General features: G+C 64.1%; 16 protein-coding genes. 6 read left to right on the top strand and 10 right to left on the bottom strand.

Going from position 1 to position 17,040, the window contains the following annotated elements; all coding sequences use genetic code 11:
- Nucleotides 1–2: 2 nt before the first annotated feature.
- Together FYJ91_RS01245 and FYJ91_RS01250 are read right to left on the bottom strand one after the other, a co-directional pair.
- On the bottom strand, nucleotides 3–779 hold the full coding sequence (locus tag FYJ91_RS01245; protein ID WP_149520467.1) for an enoyl-CoA hydratase-related protein: 777 nt from the start codon (nucleotides 777–779) through the stop codon (nucleotides 3–5).
- Nucleotides 780–803: 24 nt separating this feature from the next.
- Nucleotides 804–1,949, bottom strand: coding sequence for an acyl-CoA dehydrogenase family protein (locus FYJ91_RS01250; RefSeq protein ID WP_149520468.1), 1,146 nt, complete (start codon nucleotides 1,947–1,949; stop codon nucleotides 804–806).
- A 173-nt stretch (nucleotides 1,950–2,122) separates the two neighbouring features.
- Between FYJ91_RS01250 and FYJ91_RS01255 the strand changes: the two genes are divergently transcribed.
- The 3 genes from FYJ91_RS01255 to FYJ91_RS01265 all read left to right on the top strand — a co-directional run bounded on the left by FYJ91_RS01255 (nucleotide 2,123) and on the right by FYJ91_RS01265 (nucleotide 3,974).
- Nucleotides 2,123–2,866 carry a Crp/Fnr family transcriptional regulator gene (locus FYJ91_RS01255; protein ID WP_149520469.1) on the top strand — a complete coding sequence of 248 codons (744 nt, stop codon included), beginning with the start codon at nucleotides 2,123–2,125 and terminating at the stop codon, nucleotides 2,864–2,866.
- 57 nt (nucleotides 2,867–2,923) lie between these two features.
- On the top strand, nucleotides 2,924–3,712 hold the full coding sequence (locus FYJ91_RS01260; RefSeq protein ID WP_149520470.1) for a response regulator: 789 nt from the start codon (nucleotides 2,924–2,926) through the stop codon (nucleotides 3,710–3,712).
- Between the two features lie 82 nt (nucleotides 3,713–3,794).
- The gene (locus FYJ91_RS01265; protein WP_149520471.1) at nucleotides 3,795–3,974 is read left to right on the top strand and encodes a CsbD family protein; all 180 of its coding nucleotides are present in this window, start codon (nucleotides 3,795–3,797) and stop codon (nucleotides 3,972–3,974) included.
- A 60-nt stretch (nucleotides 3,975–4,034) separates the two neighbouring features.
- Here FYJ91_RS01265 and FYJ91_RS01270 read toward each other — a convergent pair whose 3' ends face one another.
- Both FYJ91_RS01270 and FYJ91_RS01275 read right to left on the bottom strand, forming a co-directional pair.
- Entirely contained in the window at nucleotides 4,035–6,584 is a 2,550-nt protein-coding gene (locus FYJ91_RS01270) for an HWE histidine kinase domain-containing protein (protein ID WP_246152349.1), read from the bottom strand.
- Between the two features lie 10 nt (nucleotides 6,585–6,594).
- Complete coding sequence (locus FYJ91_RS01275; protein ID WP_181008296.1) at nucleotides 6,595–7,149, bottom strand: biliverdin-producing heme oxygenase; 555 nt, start codon at nucleotides 7,147–7,149, stop codon at nucleotides 6,595–6,597.
- Nucleotides 7,150–7,301: 152 nt separating this feature from the next.
- On the opposite strand from FYJ91_RS01275, the gene FYJ91_RS01280 reads away from it, so the two are divergent.
- Together FYJ91_RS01280 and FYJ91_RS01285 are read left to right on the top strand one after the other, a co-directional pair.
- The gene (locus tag FYJ91_RS01280; RefSeq protein WP_149521286.1) at nucleotides 7,302–8,861 is read left to right on the top strand and encodes a phospholipase D-like domain-containing protein; all 1,560 of its coding nucleotides are present in this window, start codon (nucleotides 7,302–7,304) and stop codon (nucleotides 8,859–8,861) included.
- Complete coding sequence (locus FYJ91_RS01285; protein WP_149520474.1) at nucleotides 8,858–9,622, top strand: class I SAM-dependent methyltransferase; 765 nt, start codon at nucleotides 8,858–8,860, stop codon at nucleotides 9,620–9,622. Before FYJ91_RS01280 ends, FYJ91_RS01285 begins: the two co-directional genes overlap by 4 nt.
- Nucleotides 9,623–9,746: 124 nt before the next feature.
- Here FYJ91_RS01285 and FYJ91_RS01290 read toward each other — a convergent pair whose 3' ends face one another.
- From FYJ91_RS01290 to FYJ91_RS01305, 4 genes are read right to left on the bottom strand one after another with little or no spacing between them, the layout of a single operon-like run.
- A complete protein-coding gene (locus FYJ91_RS01290) occupies nucleotides 9,747–11,165 on the bottom strand; it encodes an NAD(P)(+) transhydrogenase (Re/Si-specific) subunit beta (RefSeq protein WP_149520475.1) in 1,419 nt (472 codons plus the stop codon).
- A 27-nt stretch (nucleotides 11,166–11,192) separates the two neighbouring features.
- Nucleotides 11,193–11,480 carry an NAD(P) transhydrogenase subunit alpha part 2 gene (locus FYJ91_RS01295; RefSeq protein ID WP_149520476.1) on the bottom strand — a complete coding sequence of 96 codons (288 nt, stop codon included), beginning with the start codon at nucleotides 11,478–11,480 and terminating at the stop codon, nucleotides 11,193–11,195.
- Between the two features lie 23 nt (nucleotides 11,481–11,503).
- Nucleotides 11,504–12,625: an NAD(P) transhydrogenase subunit alpha gene (locus FYJ91_RS01300; RefSeq protein ID WP_149520477.1), complete on the bottom strand. Its 1,122-nt coding sequence runs from the start codon at nucleotides 12,623–12,625 to the stop codon at nucleotides 11,504–11,506.
- 6 nt (nucleotides 12,626–12,631) lie between these two features.
- Nucleotides 12,632–12,769 (bottom strand): aa3-type cytochrome c oxidase subunit IV, encoded by a 138-nt coding sequence (locus FYJ91_RS01305; RefSeq protein WP_149520478.1) that lies wholly within the window; start codon nucleotides 12,767–12,769, stop codon nucleotides 12,632–12,634.
- Between the two features lie 162 nt (nucleotides 12,770–12,931).
- On the opposite strand from FYJ91_RS01305, the gene FYJ91_RS01310 reads away from it, so the two are divergent.
- Complete coding sequence (locus FYJ91_RS01310; protein ID WP_149520479.1) at nucleotides 12,932–14,368, top strand: sigma-54-dependent transcriptional regulator; 1,437 nt, start codon at nucleotides 12,932–12,934, stop codon at nucleotides 14,366–14,368.
- Here the strand turns inward: FYJ91_RS01310 and folP are convergent.
- A complete protein-coding gene (gene folP, locus FYJ91_RS01315) occupies nucleotides 14,365–15,471 on the bottom strand; it encodes a dihydropteroate synthase (protein WP_149520480.1) in 1,107 nt (368 codons plus the stop codon). The two genes, FYJ91_RS01310 and folP, sit on opposite strands and share 4 nt — an antisense overlap.
- A gap of 2 nt (nucleotides 15,472–15,473) precedes the next feature.
- Complete coding sequence (locus FYJ91_RS01320) at nucleotides 15,474–16,613, bottom strand: tetratricopeptide repeat protein (RefSeq protein WP_181008297.1); 1,140 nt, start codon at nucleotides 16,611–16,613, stop codon at nucleotides 15,474–15,476.
- Between the last annotated feature and the right edge of the window lie 427 nt (nucleotides 16,614–17,040).

A 17,040-nucleotide genomic window follows, 5' to 3' on the forward strand; every position in this document is an offset into this window, starting at 1 on the left:
GGTCAGCGGCCTTTCCAGACGCCGGGACGTTTTTCGACGAAGGCGGTCATGCCTTCCTTCTTGTCCTCGGTCGCGGTCAGGATCTGGAAGAGGCGGCGTTCGGTGGTCAGCGCCTGATTGAGCGGGGTTTCGAAGGCGAGATTGACCATCTCCTTGTTGATCATCGCGGCCATCGGCGGCATCGACGCGATCGTCGCGGCGGTCTTCAGCGCATCCTCCAGCAGATCTGCAGCGGGCACGACGCGGGCGACGAGGCCGCCCTGCTTGGCCTCGGCCGCGTCCATCATCCGCCCCGTCAGGCACATCTCCATCGCCACAGACTTGCCGACCGCACGCGCGAGCCGCTGCGATCCTCCCATGCCTGGCGCGACGCCCAGCTTGATCTCGGGCTGCCCGAACCTGGCGGTGTCGGCCGCAATGATGAAGTCGGCCATCATCGCCAACTCGCAACCACCGCCCAGCGCGAAGCCCGCGACCGCCGCGATCCAGGGTTTCCGCGTCGCGACCACGCCCGTCTGCCAGCCCGAAAAGAAGTCCTCGAGGAAGAAGTCGGCCGCGTCCTTGTCCACCATCTCCTTGATGTCCGCGCCCGCCGCGAACGCTTTTTCGCTGCCCGTCAGGACGGCGCAACGCTGGCTCGGATCGGCGTCATACGCACGGAACGCTTGCGTCAGATCGGCCAGCACCTGCGTATTGAGCGCGTTCAGCGCCTGCGGCCGGTTGAGCGTGATCAGGGTGACGGCGTCGCGCTGTTCGACGAGGATGGTTTCGTAGCTCATGTCTGACCCTTCTTGTCGGCTGCGTTATTGGCGGAGCAGTTCGCGCGCGGTGATGACGCGCATGATCTCGTTAGTGCCTTCGAGGATGCGGTGTACGCGCAGATCGCGCCAGAATCGCTCGATCGGATAGTCCTGAAGATAGCCGTATCCGCCGAAAAGCTGCAGCGCGCGATCGACGACCGACGATCCGGTGTCGGTGGCGAAACGCTTGGCCATCGCGGCGAAGCGAGTCTTGTCGGGCGTGCCGGCCGTCACCTTGGCGGCGGCCGAATAAAGCAGCGCCCGTGCCGCCTCCATCTCGGTCGCCATGTCGGCCAGGACGAACTGCGTGTTCTGGAAATCGGCGATAGGCTTGCCGAACTGCTTGCGATCCTTCGTGTAGGCAATCGCTTCGTCGAGGCAGCGTTGCGCGCCGCCCAGCGAGCAGGCGCCGATGTTCAGCCGCCCGCCGTCGAGCCCCGACATTGCGATGCGGAACCCCTCCCCCTCCGCGCCGATGCGGTTGGCGACAGGAACACGGACGGCATCGAAGTTGACCTGCGCGGTCGGCTGCGATCGCCAGCCCAGCTTGCGCTCGTTCGCGCCGAAGCTGACACCCGGCATGTCCTTTTCGATCACGAGGCAGGAGATGCCATTCGGCCCCTCCTCCCCGGTGCGGACCATCGTGACGTACAGTCCGTTGGAGCCGCCACCCGAAATGAACGCCTTCGATCCGGTCACGACATAATCGTCTCCGTCGCGCACCGCCTTCGTCTTGAGCGCGGCGGCGTCGGAGCCCGATCCCGGCTCGGTCAGGCAATAGGAACCAAGCACGTCGCCCGTCACCATATCGGGCAGATAGCGCCGCTTCAGCTCGCTGGAACCGAAGCGGTCGATCATCCACGACGCCATGTTGTGGATCGAAATGAACGCGCTGGTCGAAGGACAGCCATAGGCCATCGCCTCCATGATCAGCGCCGCATCGAGCCGCCCCAGGCCGATGCCCCCGCTCTCTTCGGAAACGTAGATTGATGCGAAACCGAGCTCGGCCGCAGCCTTTACAACGTCGCGGGGGAAGTGATGCTTTTCGTCCCACTCCGCGGCGTGGGGCGTGATCGCATCGGCGGTGAAGCGGCGCGCCATCTCCTGGATGGCGCGCTGGTCTTCGGTCAGGTCGAACTGGTCTGTCATCGGGGCTTGCGCCTTATCCTCTCGTAGAGGGTGGCGATAGCCGCCGCGCAGAACCGCTTCAACCGATACGATTTCGTTTCGTTCCGGCTCCCGAACTTTATTTCGTTGCCTGTGTGTTTTGGTGAACACTTCCCCGAAACGAGCGTTCGGCCCTCCAATCTTTGGAGTAGCCCATGATCGACATCGACACGGCCAAACGAAACAGATTGCTCGCGGCGCTCAAGCCGCAAGACCTTGAATTGCTGCTGCCGTCCTTCACGCTGCAGGAGCAGCCGCCCGGCCGTCTTCTGCAGGAAGCGGGCGCCGACGTGACACAGGCGTGGTTCCCCTGCGGGCCCGCCGCCGCATCCTATGTCGTCGCCGCCGACCACAACCATATGGTCGATGCCGCTCTGGTCGGGAATGAAGGCGCGATCGGCGGCATCATCTCGCACGGTCGCATCCCGGCTTATGCGCGCGCCCACGTCCAGTTCGGCGGTCAATTCCTGCGCATTCACGTCAACGCGCTCAACGCCGCACGCCTGCAATCGGCGGCGCTGACCGACTGGCTTGCGCGCTATTCGGACTGTCTGGTGGCGCAACTCTTCCAGTCGGCGGCGTGTAATGCGTCGCACACCATCGTTCAGCGCCTCGGCCGCTGGCTGCTGGCCACGCGCGACCGGATCGGATCGGACGAGGTGACGATCACGCAGGAGCAGCTTGGCGAGATGCTGGGCGTCGGGCGCAGCTTCATCAACCGATCGCTGCGCCAGCTGAACGCAAAGGGCATATTGGGATCGCGACGGCGCCGTATCCTGATCGCCGATCCGGACCGGCTTCGCGCCACCGCCTGCGATTGCAACGACCGTATCCGCCACCATTTCGAAGCGGTGCTGAGCGGCGTCTATCCACCCGACCAGTGTTTGGCAGCGAAATAGTCGCAACCAAGCCCATCAGCCTGCGTTCTCACATAACTCAATAGGAGCTTTGCCAGCGTGTCATTCGGCCAGGATCTCGCCTACCATCTCCCCTTCCTGCGCCGCTATGCGCGCGCGCTGACCGGTAGCCAGACCGTAGGTGATCGCTTGGTCAAGCACACCCTGGCCGCGATCGTCGCCGACCCGACCTCTTTCCCGACCGGGATCGACCCCCGACTGGGATTGTACGCAGCCTTTTTGAGTAACTGGCAGGATCAGGACGGCGATGAACTCGTGGACCAGTCCGATGGCGACGAACGTATTGCGCGCCGCCGGCTCTCGCGGATCACGCCACGTCCGCGCCAGGCATTGCTGTTGACCGAAATGGAGGGCTTCACGTCGGAGGACGCAGCCTATCTGATGGGTAGCGACCGCGCCGAAGTCGAAGCGCTGGTCGCCGAGGCGCTGGCCGAGATCGAGCGGCAGACGCATGCCCGCGTGTTGATCATCGAGGACGAGCCGATCATCGCGATGGACATCGAAACGATGGTCCGCGACCTTGGTCATGACGTCTGCGCCATCGCCACCACGCACGACGAGGCCGTCGCCGCCGCCCGCCTCCATCGCCCGACGCTGGTTCTCGCCGACGTCCAGCTTGCGGATGCCAGCTGCGGGATCGAGGCGGTGAAGGACATCCTTACCGATTTCCATGTCCCCACCATCTTCATCACCGCTTTTCCCGAGCGGCTGCTGACCGGAGATCGCCCCGAACCGGCCTTCCTCATCACCAAGCCCTTCCAGCGTTCGACCGTAAAGGCCGCGATCGCGCAAGCTTTGTTCTTCGACGATGCAACCGTGCCCGCCTGATGCAACCGAATGCAACTTCGGGCGTTCTATCAACAGGTTCTACAAGAAAGCTGATATGCTTTCGTAGCGAAGGAGTTTGATGATGGGTGAGATGTTGGACAAGGCCAAGGGCCACGCGAACGAAGCCATCGGCAAGGCCAAGCGTGCGATCGGCGAAGCAACCGACCGTCCGGATATCACGGCCGAAGGCGACGCGCAGGAGGCCAAGGGTGATCTGCAGAAGGCCAAGGGCGACGTGAAGGGTGCGATCAACCGCATCTGATCAAGTCGATATTCGAGAATATGGGCCGTCCTGCGAAAGCGGGGCGGCCCTTCTCTTTGGCTAGCGTGCCCTCAACGTCGCCAAGGCGGCCGCCACCTCGGTGGGACCATAAGGCTTGGCTATCACCGGCACCGTGCCGAAGCGATCGCCCAGTTGGCTCTGCTCGCCATAGCCGCTTGCAAAGACGAACGGCACGCCCCGTTCCAGCAGGTCGTCCGCGATCGGAATGCTCGTCTCAGCGCCCAGATTGATGTCGAGTAGCGCGAAATCGGGAATGAGGTTCGCAATGGCCTCACGCGCCAGACGCACCGATCCGGCGCTCATGACGGTTTCCGCACCCAGACGACGCAGCGTATCCTCGATATCCAGCGCGATAAGCATGCTGTCTTCGACCAGAAGGACCGTTTTCGGGAAATCGTCGACCTGCGAAAGCACGGTGCCGGCGTCACCCGATTTCAGCGCGCTGAGCGTGCCCGTGCCCACCGTCACGTAACGCGACGGGATCATGAATTCGGCCTCGAACCCGGTCAGCTTGTAGTCGGCCCGCGCGCGCCCACCGAGATCATATTCGATCGATCGTTCGATGATCGTGGTACCGAAGCCCTTGCGCATCGGAGCCTGGACCGGCGGGCCACCACTCTCGCGCCACATGACAATCAGATCACCCTCGACATCGACGCCCCAGCGCAACTCGACGGTGCCATGATCGCCCAGCGCACCATATTTGGCGGCATTGGTGATGAGTTCGTGCAGCACGAGCGCGAACGTGTTGAACGCGACCGGATCGAGCGAAACTTCGGGGCCCGAAATGCGGATGCGATCTTCCTTGCCGCCGACATAAGCGGCGGCCTCCGCACGAACCAGCGGTTCGATCTCGACCGCACCCCATTGCTTGATCGTCAGCTGATCATGCGCACGCGCGATCGCCTGGACGCGGCCTTCCAGCGTGGTGACGAAATCCTCATAAGTATCGGCCGCCCCCTGCGTCCGCGAAATGAGGCTGCGCACGAGGCTGAGGATGTTGCGGACCCGGTGGTTGAGCTCGGCAATCAGCAACTCTTGCCGTTCGCGCGCGCGGACCTGATCGGTCTGGCGACCTTCGGACAGGAGCAGAATGACTTCGAGCAGCGAGGTGCGCACCGCTTCCGCCACGCGCCGCTCAGGCGCGGTAAACGGTTCGCTGACGCCCTGGACGAGCTGGCGCCACGCTTCGAAGCTCTTGCGCGGCGACAGGCGGATGCCTTCGGCGTCTTCCTCCAGCGCCTTTTGCGGATCGCCCGCCCAGCGCACGGTCTTGATCTTCTCGGCGCGGAACAGGACCACATAGTCGCGCGGTGACCGCGAGACCGGGATCGCGATCATACCCGCCGCCCGATCCGAATATTCCGCCGCGGGCGGGTGCAGTTTGGAAAGATGATCGCTGGCGACGATCGTCGATGCCGCGCCGCGTCCCAGATCACGAATCAGCGTGCGGAACTGGCTTTCATCGGGCGTCATCCCCGACAGAGCGATGCGCCCGTCCAAATACACGCCGACGCCATCGTTCGGGATCGCGGAGGAGATCGTGTCGGCGATCCACTCCGGATTGCTCAGCAGGTCCGCATCCTGCGCCAACACCGCCATCAGCCGGTCGGTGATCGCGCGCGAGCGTTGCTCATATTCGGACGTCTCCGCCCGTTCGCGCGACTCGAGCATCATCGAGAACATGCGCCCGAACAGTTCGGCGGCCGTGCGCTGCTCCAGGGTCGGGCGAAGCGGCGCATAATGGTGGCAGGCGATCAGCCCCCACAATTTGCCCTCTGCCATGATCGAGATCGATAGCGACGCGCGCACGCCCATGTTGCGCAGATATTCGACGTGAACCGGGGACACCGATCGCAGCACCGACATCGACAGATCGAGCGGTTGTCCCTGCAGGTCGAGTTCGGGCAGCACCGGCGCACCGCGATCGTCGATATCGGCGATCAGGCGCAGAAAATTGCGGCGGTAGAGCGCGCGCGCCTGGCGCGGGATATCGGTGGCCGGATAATGGAGGCCCATGAAGGACTCCCGCCGCGGCGCGACCGCCTCGGCCACCACCTCGCCTGCTTCATCCTGATCGAAGCGGTACAGCATCACGCGGTCATATCCGGTGATCGCACGGATCTGGCGTACGCCGCTCAGGAAGAAATTCTGCATCGAGCTGGAGCTCGACTGGCGCATCAACATCGATCGCACGGTGATGCCGATATCCTCATGCCCCGCCGGGCCGCTCGGCTCGCCTTCGATGATGATCAGGCTGCGCATGAAATGCAGCGCGATATCATATTCGGGCAGATCGTCGCGCAGCTTAACCCGCAGCAGCCGCTCGACGCTGTCCTCGCCCTGCAGATAGGCGATACGATTGCGAATGTCGTGGACGGCCTGTTCGGAGAACAATTGATCCAGCGGCTTGCCGACCGAATCTTTGGCCAGGCTGCCAAGATGCTCGGCGAGGTTCGCGGAATGGCGGCTCACCAGCCAGTCGGCGCTGACTGCGATCAGGAAGCCGAAGCTCTGGACGCGGCCGAGAAGGTGGATGGGTTCGCGATCGCAGACCGTAAGATCTGGCTGCTGCTCGAAATCGCTCAAGAAACCTACCTCAATCGTGCGCCACGGAGCGCGCCGTCGCATGGAAGGCACGCTCGAACAGGTCGAAGGTCGCCGTGGCGTCGGCGAGGACAGCTGCGTCGCTAACATCGTTACGCGGCTGAGACTGTAGAATAGTGGACAATCGTTTCCACCCGCTCAGGTCGGTCGACGCGGTGAAATAGGCGCCCGCCCGTTCGATCAACTCCGGCGCACGTTCGGCGAGATCGCGCAGCAATATGGTCGATCCGAGGCGTGATCCTTCGAGGACGTAGGACATGCCGAGCGATCCGGCCTCAGGCTTCGCGACGTCGTCGAGCGCAGGCGGCATCGGCACGCCGAGCGCCGCCAGATCGGCCTCCACGCCATTGAGCCGCGCCCGCGATCCGTCATCGAGAACCGGCGCCAACGTGCGCCACGCCGCCGCCTGCGCGGTCAGGAAACGAGTATAGCCCTCAGGCGTCGCAAGGTCGCAGCTTCCGAACAGAGCGTCGACGCGGTCATGCGCGCTGCGGGTTGCACTGCGCAGGAGATCGCGAAGCGACGGGGCGGTATCGATGTCGGGCAAGTCGATCCTTCCGGAATCCGGGTCGGTGGGACGGCATGGCATACCCGTCCCGACCGCGCAAATGACGCAGATTAACGCGCGGATCGGAAACGAAACGATCGCAACCGCGTTCGGCGGTGACGATGGATGATCAGACGACGATAAGGGGACCGATGGATAGCGATTCGACGCAACCCGGCCTTTTTCGACCCGGCGAAAATTGCTGGCGCATTGCGAAGGCCGGCCGGCTGTCCGTCATCATCGATGCCGCGGATTATTTCCGCATCGTCCGCGATGCGATGATGGGCGCCAGGGAACAGATCCTGCTCGTCGGCTGGGACGTGGACCCGCGCATCCTGCTCGATCCCTGCGAAGAGGATAGCGAAGGGCCCAACTGCCTTGCCGACTTCGTCCCCTGGCTGGCGAAGCGGCGGCCCGAACTGCGCATCAACCTGCTGATCTGGAATGCCGGCTTCTTCAAGATGCTGCTGCGTGGCGGGCGCGCGATCCTCCAGCTTGCGCGCTGGCGGATGGCGCATAATGTCGAGATTCGCTTCGACAGCAGCCAGCCCATCGGCGCCACCCACCACCAGAAGATCGTCGTGATCGACGACAGCATCGCCTTTTGCGGCGGGATCGACATGACGTCGGATCGCTGGGACACGCCCGAACATCTCGATGATCAGCCCTTCCGCCGCCTTCCCGGCGGCAGCCCGTATATGGCGTGGCACGACACAGCGACGGCGATCGACGGCGATGCGGCGGTCGCGCTGGGCGAACTGGCACGCGAGCGTTGGCATCTGGGCACCGGCCGCACCCTCCCCGCCCCGACGCCGCACAAGGCCCCCTGGCCCGAGCGGCTGGGCGTCCTGATGGAGGACCGTGACATCGCCGTCGCGCGCACGGTGCCGAAGACCGAAAAGACTACCGAGACGCGCGAGATCGAAGCGCTCTACATCGACATGATCGCGACGGCGAAGCGCTTCATCTATGCCGACAACCAGTATTTCGCGTCGCGCAGCGTCGCCGAAGCGATGGCGAACCGGCTGGGCGAAAAGGACGGGCCGGAGATCGTGATCGTCAATCCTGTAAGCGCCGACGGCTGGCTGCAGGAGGCCGCGATGGGCAGCGCGCGGGCCGAATTGATGCAGGCTCTGATCGAAGCCGACAAATATGATCGATTCCAAATCTACACGCCTGTCACCGCCGCCGGAAAGCCGATCTACGTTCATTCGAAGTTGATGATCGTCGACGATCGCATCCTGCGCGTCGGATCATCGAACATGAACAACCGCTCGATGGGCCTCGACAGCGAATGCGACATCGCGATCGAATGTCCCGACGTTGATCCCGCCATTCGCCACCTGCGCGAGACGCTCATGGCCGAACATCTCGGTACAACGCGTGAGGCGGTGGCCGAAGGCTGCAGCCACAGCAAATCGCTAATCGCGACGATCGACGCGCTGCGCGGGCACGGCAAGACGCTCGTCCCCTTCGATCCGCCCGAGATCAGCGATGCGACCCACATGCTCGGCGCCAGCGAGTTGCTCGATCCCGAATCGGTCGACGAACGGTTCGAGCCGCTGTCGGGGCGCGGGCTGTTCCGCGGCTTCCTGCGGCGGGGCACGCGCCATCTGTGGAACGACCTGCGCGAGCGCCGCCTGCGCCGGCGCGAGCACAATCGCGGACGCTGGCGTCGCAAGCTCCGTCGGCTCATAGATCGGATGCAATGACCGATCGCCCCGTCCCCGACCGATCCTCCCCTGCCCAGACCCGTTTCGAAGAGGCGGCACGCGCGGCGAAGATGAAGCCGGACGATGCGTGGGTCGAAGGCTATGCCGATTATGAGTGGGACCACCTACGCCCGCTGTTCGCCGCCTACGACATCGATCCGGCGGGTAAGGACGTTCTCGAATTCGGCTGCAATGTCGGCGGGTCGGCGGTGGTGCTGGCGGCGCTGGGCGCGCGCCTGACCGCGATCGACATCGATGCCGCCACGGTCGCTGTCGCCCGCGCCAATCTCGATCGGCACGGGTTCGAGAATGCTACGACGCTTCCCGTACCCGATACGCGCGCGATACCCCTGCGCGATGCTGGCTTCGACGTGATCGTCGCGAACAGCGTGCTCGAATATGTGCCCGCCGACTGGCTGGCGCAGGTGTTCGGCGAGTTCCATCGCCTGCTGCGCCCCGGCGGACATCTGCTGATCTGCGGCACCGCAAGCCGCCTGTCGCCAATCGAACTGCACAGCCGACGCTGGGGGATCAACTGGCTGCCCCGCGCGATCCTTCCAGGGGAGCAACGCGGTCTCGGCCCGATCGCCTTGGCGAAAGCCGTGCGCGGGCGGTTTGTCGATGCCAGCGGCGATCATTGGGTTGCGGCCCGCCGTGCGATCCACGGCCGCCTGTCACCGATCAACCGCGCCATCGCGGCTCTGGCGCGCAGCCCCGGCTGGATCGCGCCCTATATCGAACTGCTGCTCCTCAAGCCCTGAAATGCAAGAAGCGGCCCAACTCCATCGGGTCGGACCGCTCCTTGTTCGGTTCGAAAAGGCGGTGGCTTAGTGCGATTTCGAAACAGGTGAAATCACCTGCTGACTCGGAAATCGCACCACCAAATTAGTGCGCCATCGACTTCACGATTTCCTCGACCATCTTCTTGGCGTCGCCCAGAAGCATCATCGTGTTGTCCATGTAGAACACGTCGTTGTCGACGCCGGCATAACCGACGCCGCCCATCGAACGCTTCACGAACAGCACGGTCTTGGCGTTGGCGACGTCCAGGATCGGCATGCCGTAGATCGGCGAGGTCTTGTCGGTCTTCGCCGCCGGGTTGGTCACGTCGTTGGCGCCGATGACGAAGGCGACGTCGGTCTGCGAGAATTCCGAGTTGATGTCCTCCAGCTCGAACACCTCGTCGTACGGCACATTGGCTTCGGCCAGCAGCACGTTCATGTGGCCCGGCATACGACCCGCCACGGGGTGAATCGCATACTTCACCTTGACGCCCTCGGCCTTCAGCAGATCGCCCATCTCGCGAAGGGCGTGCTGCGCCTGGCTGACGGCCATGCCGTATCCCGGAACGATGACCACCTGTTCAGCCTGGCCCATCAGGAAGGCCGCGTCCTCGGCCGAGCCGCGCTTCCACGGGCGCTGCTCCTTGGCTTCGCCACCCGCAGCGCCGCCGGTGTCGCCACCAAAGCCACCCGCGATGACGCTGATGAAGCTGCGGTTCATCGCGCGGCACATGATGTAGCTGAGGATCGCGCCCGACGAACCGACCAGCGCGCCGGTGATGATCATCGCGGTGTTGTGCAGCGTGAAGCCCATCGCCGCAGCCGCCCAGCCCGAATAGCTGTTCAGCATCGAGACGACGACCGGCATGTCCGCGCCGCCGATCGGGATGATCAGCAGGAAGCCGATGATGAAGCTGAGCACCACGATCGCAACGAACAGTTCGGGCGTGTTCAGGTGAAACACGCCGACCAGCACGATGATCGCGGCGAGCGTGCCGAGATTGATGATGTGGCGACCCGGCAGCATGATCGGCTTGCCACCCATGTTGCCGTTGAGCTTCAGGAAGGCGATGACCGAACCCGAGAAGGTGATCGCACCGATCGCGACGCCCAGGCCCATTTCGATCCGGCTGACCTGCAGGATATCGAGGCCAGAGGGATCGAGGACGTGGAAAGCCTCCGGATTCAGATAAGCTGCGATCGCGACCAGCACAGCGGCGAGGCCGACCAGCGAGTGGAAGGCCGCAACGAGCTGCGGCATGTCCGTCATCGCGATCTTCTTGGCGGTGACGAAACCGATCACGCCGCCAATGGCGATCGCGATCAGGATTTCGGGCAGCGACGCGACCTCATGCGTGACGAGCGTCGTCACGACCGCGATCAGCATGCCCGCCATGCCGTAGCGATTGCCGCGGCGCGAGCTGGCCGGGCTCGAAAGCCCGCGCAGCGCGAGAATGAAAAGCACCCCGGAAACGAGGTAGGCGAGGCTTACCCAGGCGGGTGCAGCGGCGACTTCGTGCATTTATTGGTCCCCCAAAGTCACCGGGCCTCAGCCCTTCTTCTCTTTTTTCTTGTACATGGCGAGCATCCGTTCGGTGACCGCGAAGCCGCCGAAGATGTTGACGCTGGCCATCACGACCGCGCCCAGACCCAGATATTTCGCGACGACGCTTCCCGCAGCAGCGCTGGCCACCAGCGCGCCGACGATGATCACCGACGAAATGGCGTTGGTGACGGCCATTAGCGGCGTGTGCAGCGCGGGCGTGACCGACCAGACGACATAATAGCCGACGAAGCAGGCCATCACGAAGATCGACAGGATCGAGATGAAATCCATATGGTGTCCCCTTATCCCTGTGATCAGCCGAGCAGCCGCGCGTTGACGACCGCGCCGCTCTTGGTCAGCCGGATCGCATCGCCGACTTCTTCATCGAGCACCGGCGCGTTCTTTTCCTTGTCCCAGAAAGCGGACAGGAAGTTGAACAGGTTGCGCGAGAAAAGCGCCGAGCTGTCGGCGGCCAGCGTACCGGCCATGTTCTTCGCGCCGACGATCTTGACGCCATGCCGGACGACGGTCTCGCCCGAAACCGCGCCTTCGACGTTGCCGCCGCTTTCGGCGGCGAGATCGACGATCACCGAACCCGGACGCATCGTCGCGATCTGCGCGTCGCTGATCAGGCGCGGCGCGGGCCGCCCCGGGATCAGGGCGGTCGTGATCACGATGTCCTGTTTGGCGATGTGCGACGATACCAGTTCGGCCTGCGCCTTCTGATATTCTTCGCTCATCTCGGTCGCGTAACCGCCCGAACCTTCGCCTTCGATACCCTTGACGTTCTCGACGAAGATCGGCTTGGCGCCCAGCGACTGGATCTGCTCCTTGGTCGCAGACCGCACGTCCGTCGCCGAAACCTGCGCACCCATGCGGCGCGCGGTCGCGATCGCCTGAAGGCCGGCAACGCCGACGCCCATCACGAAAGCCTTGGCGGCCGAAACGGTGCCCGCGGCGGTCATCATCATCGGGAAGGCGCGGCCATATTCGTTGGCCGCGATCAGCACGGACTTGTAGCCCGCCAGGTTCGACTGCGACGACAGGATGTCCATCGACTGCGCACGCGTGATGCGCGGCATGAACTCCATCGCCAGCGCCTCATAGCCCTTGGCCGCATAGGCATCGACGCGCGGACGATCCCCGAACGGATTGAGGCTGGCGACGATCCATGCACCCGCCTTGGCGCCGCCCAGGCTTTCGGGATCCGGACCCTGAACGCCGAACACGATGTCCGCACCGGCCAACGTCGCCGCCCGGTCACCGACCTTCGCGCCAGCATTGCTGTAATCCGCGTCGGCAATCGACGCATGCTCACCCGCGCCGGACTCAACCGCCATTTCGGCACCAAGAGCGATGAACTTCTTCACCGTTTCTGGAGTTGCCGAAACGCGCGTTTCGCCGGGCGCGCCCTCCTTGAGGACTGCGATCTTCATGCGAGCTTACTTCGGCGCGATGAGGATGACGACGAGCAGACCTACCAGCGCACTGGCGATCGTGCCGACTTTAATCAGGGTCACAAACCCCGCAAAAGTCTGGTTATGGGCTTTATAATCCATCGGAGCGCCCTTGTCGGCCATGATGTCCCCCGCAATTTGTGGTCGTTTAATATGCCGGGCGCCTTCTAACCATGCGTTGCGATCGCCTCAAGTGAAAGCTTTCTGGTCAGTAGTGCATTTTCGGAATGGCGGATTTCGGTTTAACCAAAGCTCAAGGGGTATGGGGTTAGGCGTTTCGACGTCATGGGGACTTTGGCAAATCGCGCTCCCGCACGGGGGCTGCTACTGATCGATGATCAGCCAGCGCAGGGCAGCCTGATCGCCGCGATGGCGGGTCGGGCCAACTGGCGCGTCTCGCGTGCGCCCGATGTTTCCGCCGCGCTCAAGATCGCAGATAGCGGTCGCGAGCGGATCGACGCCGTTCTGATGGATGTCTGGTCGCCCGATGCCGACACGGCCGGCGCGGTCGCCCGGATGCGCCAGCACTGGCCCCACCTTCCCGTCATCGTGATGACCGCGCAGGACAGCGCCCGCCTTGCAATCAGCGCGATCCGCGCCGGTGCGAGCGATTTCGTGATCAAACCGATCGCGCCCGATCGCCTGCTTGCGGCGCTCGACCACGCCACCACTCGCGGCGTCGATGGCGAGCTTCGTCCGCTGGCGGAAAAGCCGCATGCCAGCCTCGACTTCGGGTCGATGATCGGCAGCGCGCCCTGTTTCCGCGATCTCGTCGAAAGCGCGATGCGCGTCGCCCCCACCCCGGCCCCCGTGCTGATCGAGGGAGAAAGCGGCGTGGGCAAGGAGGTGCTGGCGCAGGCGATCCACCGCGCGAGCCCGCTCGGCACGCAGCCGCTCGTCACCGTCAATTGCGGCGCGATCCCCGCCAACCTGGTCGAATCCGAGCTGTTCGGGCATGAACGTGGCGCCTTTACCGGTGCGTTCGAACGGCGCCTGGGCAAATTCGCGATCGCCGATGGCGGCACGATCTTTCTCGACGAGATCGGCGACCTGCCGCTCGACGCGCAGGTCAAGCTGCTGCGCGTTCTCCAGTCAGGCGAGATTCAGCCGATCGGCGCGCGCATGCCGCGCAACGTCTCGGTTCGCGTGATCGCGGCGACCAATTCGAAGCTCGCGCAGGCGGTGACGCAGGGGCGATTTCGCGAAGACCTGTTCTACCGTCTCGCCGTCGTCCAGCTGACGATGCCGCCGCTGCGCGACCGGATCGAGGATTTGCCCGCGCTCGCCTGTGGCCTGCTGACGCGCATCGCCGAACAGCTCGGCGCGAGCCGGCTTGGCATCGACAAAGGTGCGCTCGATCTGCTCGGCGCGTTCGACTGGCCAGGCAATGTCCGCCAGCTCCACAATGTCCTGTTCCGCGCGGCGATCTTCTGTCGGGCAAGCACGCTCACCCGCGCGGACTTCCCACATCTCGCGCGCTCCACCGCAACCGGGCCGGTCGCGGCAGACATGCCGGCAATCGTCGCACGCGATCCCGCGCCTTCGATCATCGATCCGTTCGCAGCCGACGGCCACCTCCGATCGATTGAAGCGGTGGAAGCCGATATGATCCGCCTCGCCATTAACCGCTATGACGGGCGCATGACCGAAGTCGCCCGTCGCCTCGGCATCGGCCGCTCGACCCTTTACCGCAAGCTCGCCGAACTCGGGATCAACGCCTAGCCGATTACCGGCGTCAGCGCCTCGTCACGCAGCCCGCGCCATACGCGCAGCGCCTGTACCGTCTCCGCAACATCGTGCACCCGCACGATCTGCGCGCCCAAATCCGCCCCATGCAGCGCCAGCGCAACCGATCCCCCAAGCCTTTTCTCGACCGGGGCCTCGTTCGACAATGCCCCGATCATCCGCTTGCGGCTCGCCCCCAGCAGCAGCGGGCATCCCAGACCGTGGAACAGCGCGAGCCCGTTCAGCAGTGCCAGATTGTGGCGTAGCGTCTTGCCGAAACCGATGCCCGGATCGACGATGATCCGCGACCGCGCGATCCCCGCCGCCTCGGCCGCCGCGATCCTCGCCTCGAGCCAGTCATAGACCTCGATCAGGACGTCGTCGTAGCTCGGCCGTTCCTGCATCGTCTGCGGATCGCCCTGATGATGCATCAGCACCACCGGACAATCGCGCCCTGCCATCAACGGCATTGACAGCGGATCCCAGAGCAGCGCCGACACATCGTTGACGATGTGTGCGCCGACGCCGAGCGCCGCATCCATCACCCCCGCCTTGCGCGTATCGATCGACACGATCGCGCCGGCGCTCGCGAGACCCGCGACCACCGGCCGCACCCGCGCAATCTCATCGCCTTCCCACACCGGCTGCGCGCCCGGTCGGGTGGACTCACCCCCGACATCGATGATCGCCGCCCCCGCCTCCGCCATCGCGACTCCCGCCGCAACCGGATCGGGATTCCGTCCACCGTCCGAAAAGCTGTCTGGCGTGACATTGAGGATGCCCATCACCTGCGGTTGATCGAGCCTAAGCACGCGCTCGCCAAGCGTGACTGGAGGACGAGGCGCGGTGATGCGGGTGATAGCGTTGCGCGCGGCGCCAGCCTGCATGTCGGACAAGCCCGCCAGCAACGTGTCGATCCGGCCGACTGGAACCAGCATCTCGGCGACGCGCCGGCCGCCCTCGACCACGACAACCTCATAGGCCGAAAACCACAGCAGTCCGCCCGCCAAGCGCTCCACCTGCCCGTCACGCCCGAACGGTGCGCCGACGAACGCGGCGGGACGGAAATAGAGGCGGCCATCGGGCGACAGGCGGATCATGGTCAGTCCGATTCCGGGTCGGGTTTTTGAGCTGGATCAGGCTTATGCGCCAAATAGTCCCTGATCGCCGCCTGATCCTTCTTATCGATCAGCGCAATCAACTGCGCGGCCGAGTTGTCGGGCGCCGCATGCGGATTATAGGCCATCGGCTCGAGCAGCACGCGACCCTCGGTCAATTTGCCATCAATCAAATATTGGCGCGCCAACAGGAAGCGTAGCGCCGAATCCTGCGGGACCAGCTCGAACGCCCGCTGGAGGGCGGCGATCGCATTGGCGGTCGGTTTCTCGCCCTGCTCCAACATGATCGCGTAAAATAGCGAGAGCGGCTCGGCGGCATTCGGCTGCACGCGGTTCGCACGAACAAACCATTGGCGCGCCGCCTTCCACGCCACGACGTCGCTGGATTTCGTCTTCGTCAGCCGCCTCATGGCAACATGACCTTTGAAGATCAACGCATCGACATCGTTCGGTCGGGCGGCAAGGACGCGATCGGCGGCGACATCTGCGGCATTGTCTTGATCCGCGTCGAACTCGGCCTCGGCAAGGATAAGCTGCGCGCCAGGATCCTCGGTGAAGGGCGCCGCAAGTTTACGGGCATCTGCCGCGACGGCGGACGCAGTCTTGTCGGTAACGCCGCGCTCGGATCGTAATCTAACCTGCATCAACGCCTGCTCCCCGGCTGTCAGTTGGCGGACAGCAATTGCATCGAGAGGAAGCTGTGCAATCGGCATTTCGGCGACGGTCATCTGCTTGCGTCGCACATATTGGTTCATCTCGCGATCCAGCATGGCTAGGTCGCCAAACGCCTGCTTCGCCGCATCCAGGCTCGCTGTGCCCTTATTGATCGCCGCCAGATAGGTTTCCAGCTGTCCGGCGCGACGCTTTTCGAACGTCAGCATATGCGTCAGCAGCCAACCCTTCGCATAGAAGGAGTCTGCCAGTTCGGCGTTCAGCCCCGCGCTCGTCCCTGTCAGAACCCTCTCGATCGGCAACTGCATGCCCAGTAACAGGGTTGGATAGCGATGCTTCGCCGCCAACCCGAGATCGATCTTGCCCCGCTCGTTGAAACGCGCCGTCGCGTTAAATTCAGCGAAGCCCTCGACGAACCAGGCGGGGTGAGCGCCACTCCAGTTGGCGAGCATGAAGTGATGCGCATATTCATGGAACAGGATCGTCTGCGCGTTTAGGTCGTAACGGCCGTTACCCGAATAGCGTGGCGTAAACGCCACCGAACCCGAAACGCGACCGTTATAGAAGCCCATGATGCTTCGGCAGCCGCGCGTGCTGTTCGTCCCAGTGCAAATCCTTTGCAAGTCGTCGACATCGTCGACGACGAACACGTTAAGCGGATTGGCGGCGTCGGACCTTTGTGTCGGCAAGCCATGAAGCTTGCGAAGCGCCATGTCGAAACGCTCGAGTTCGCCCGCAAAGGCGCGGATCGCCGGTTCGTCACTGCGCATGTAGACGCGGAAGTGATCGGCGCGTGCTTCGAACCAGGGCTTGGCCGCGACGACAGGTGTCGCAGCCAATAGTCCGGCGATCGCGATCGCCCACGTCCTCAATCGCATG

Source organism: Sphingomonas montanisoli (assembly GCF_008274695.1).
In the GTDB taxonomy this organism is placed as follows: domain Bacteria; phylum Pseudomonadota; class Alphaproteobacteria; order Sphingomonadales; family Sphingomonadaceae; genus Rhizorhabdus; species Rhizorhabdus montanisoli.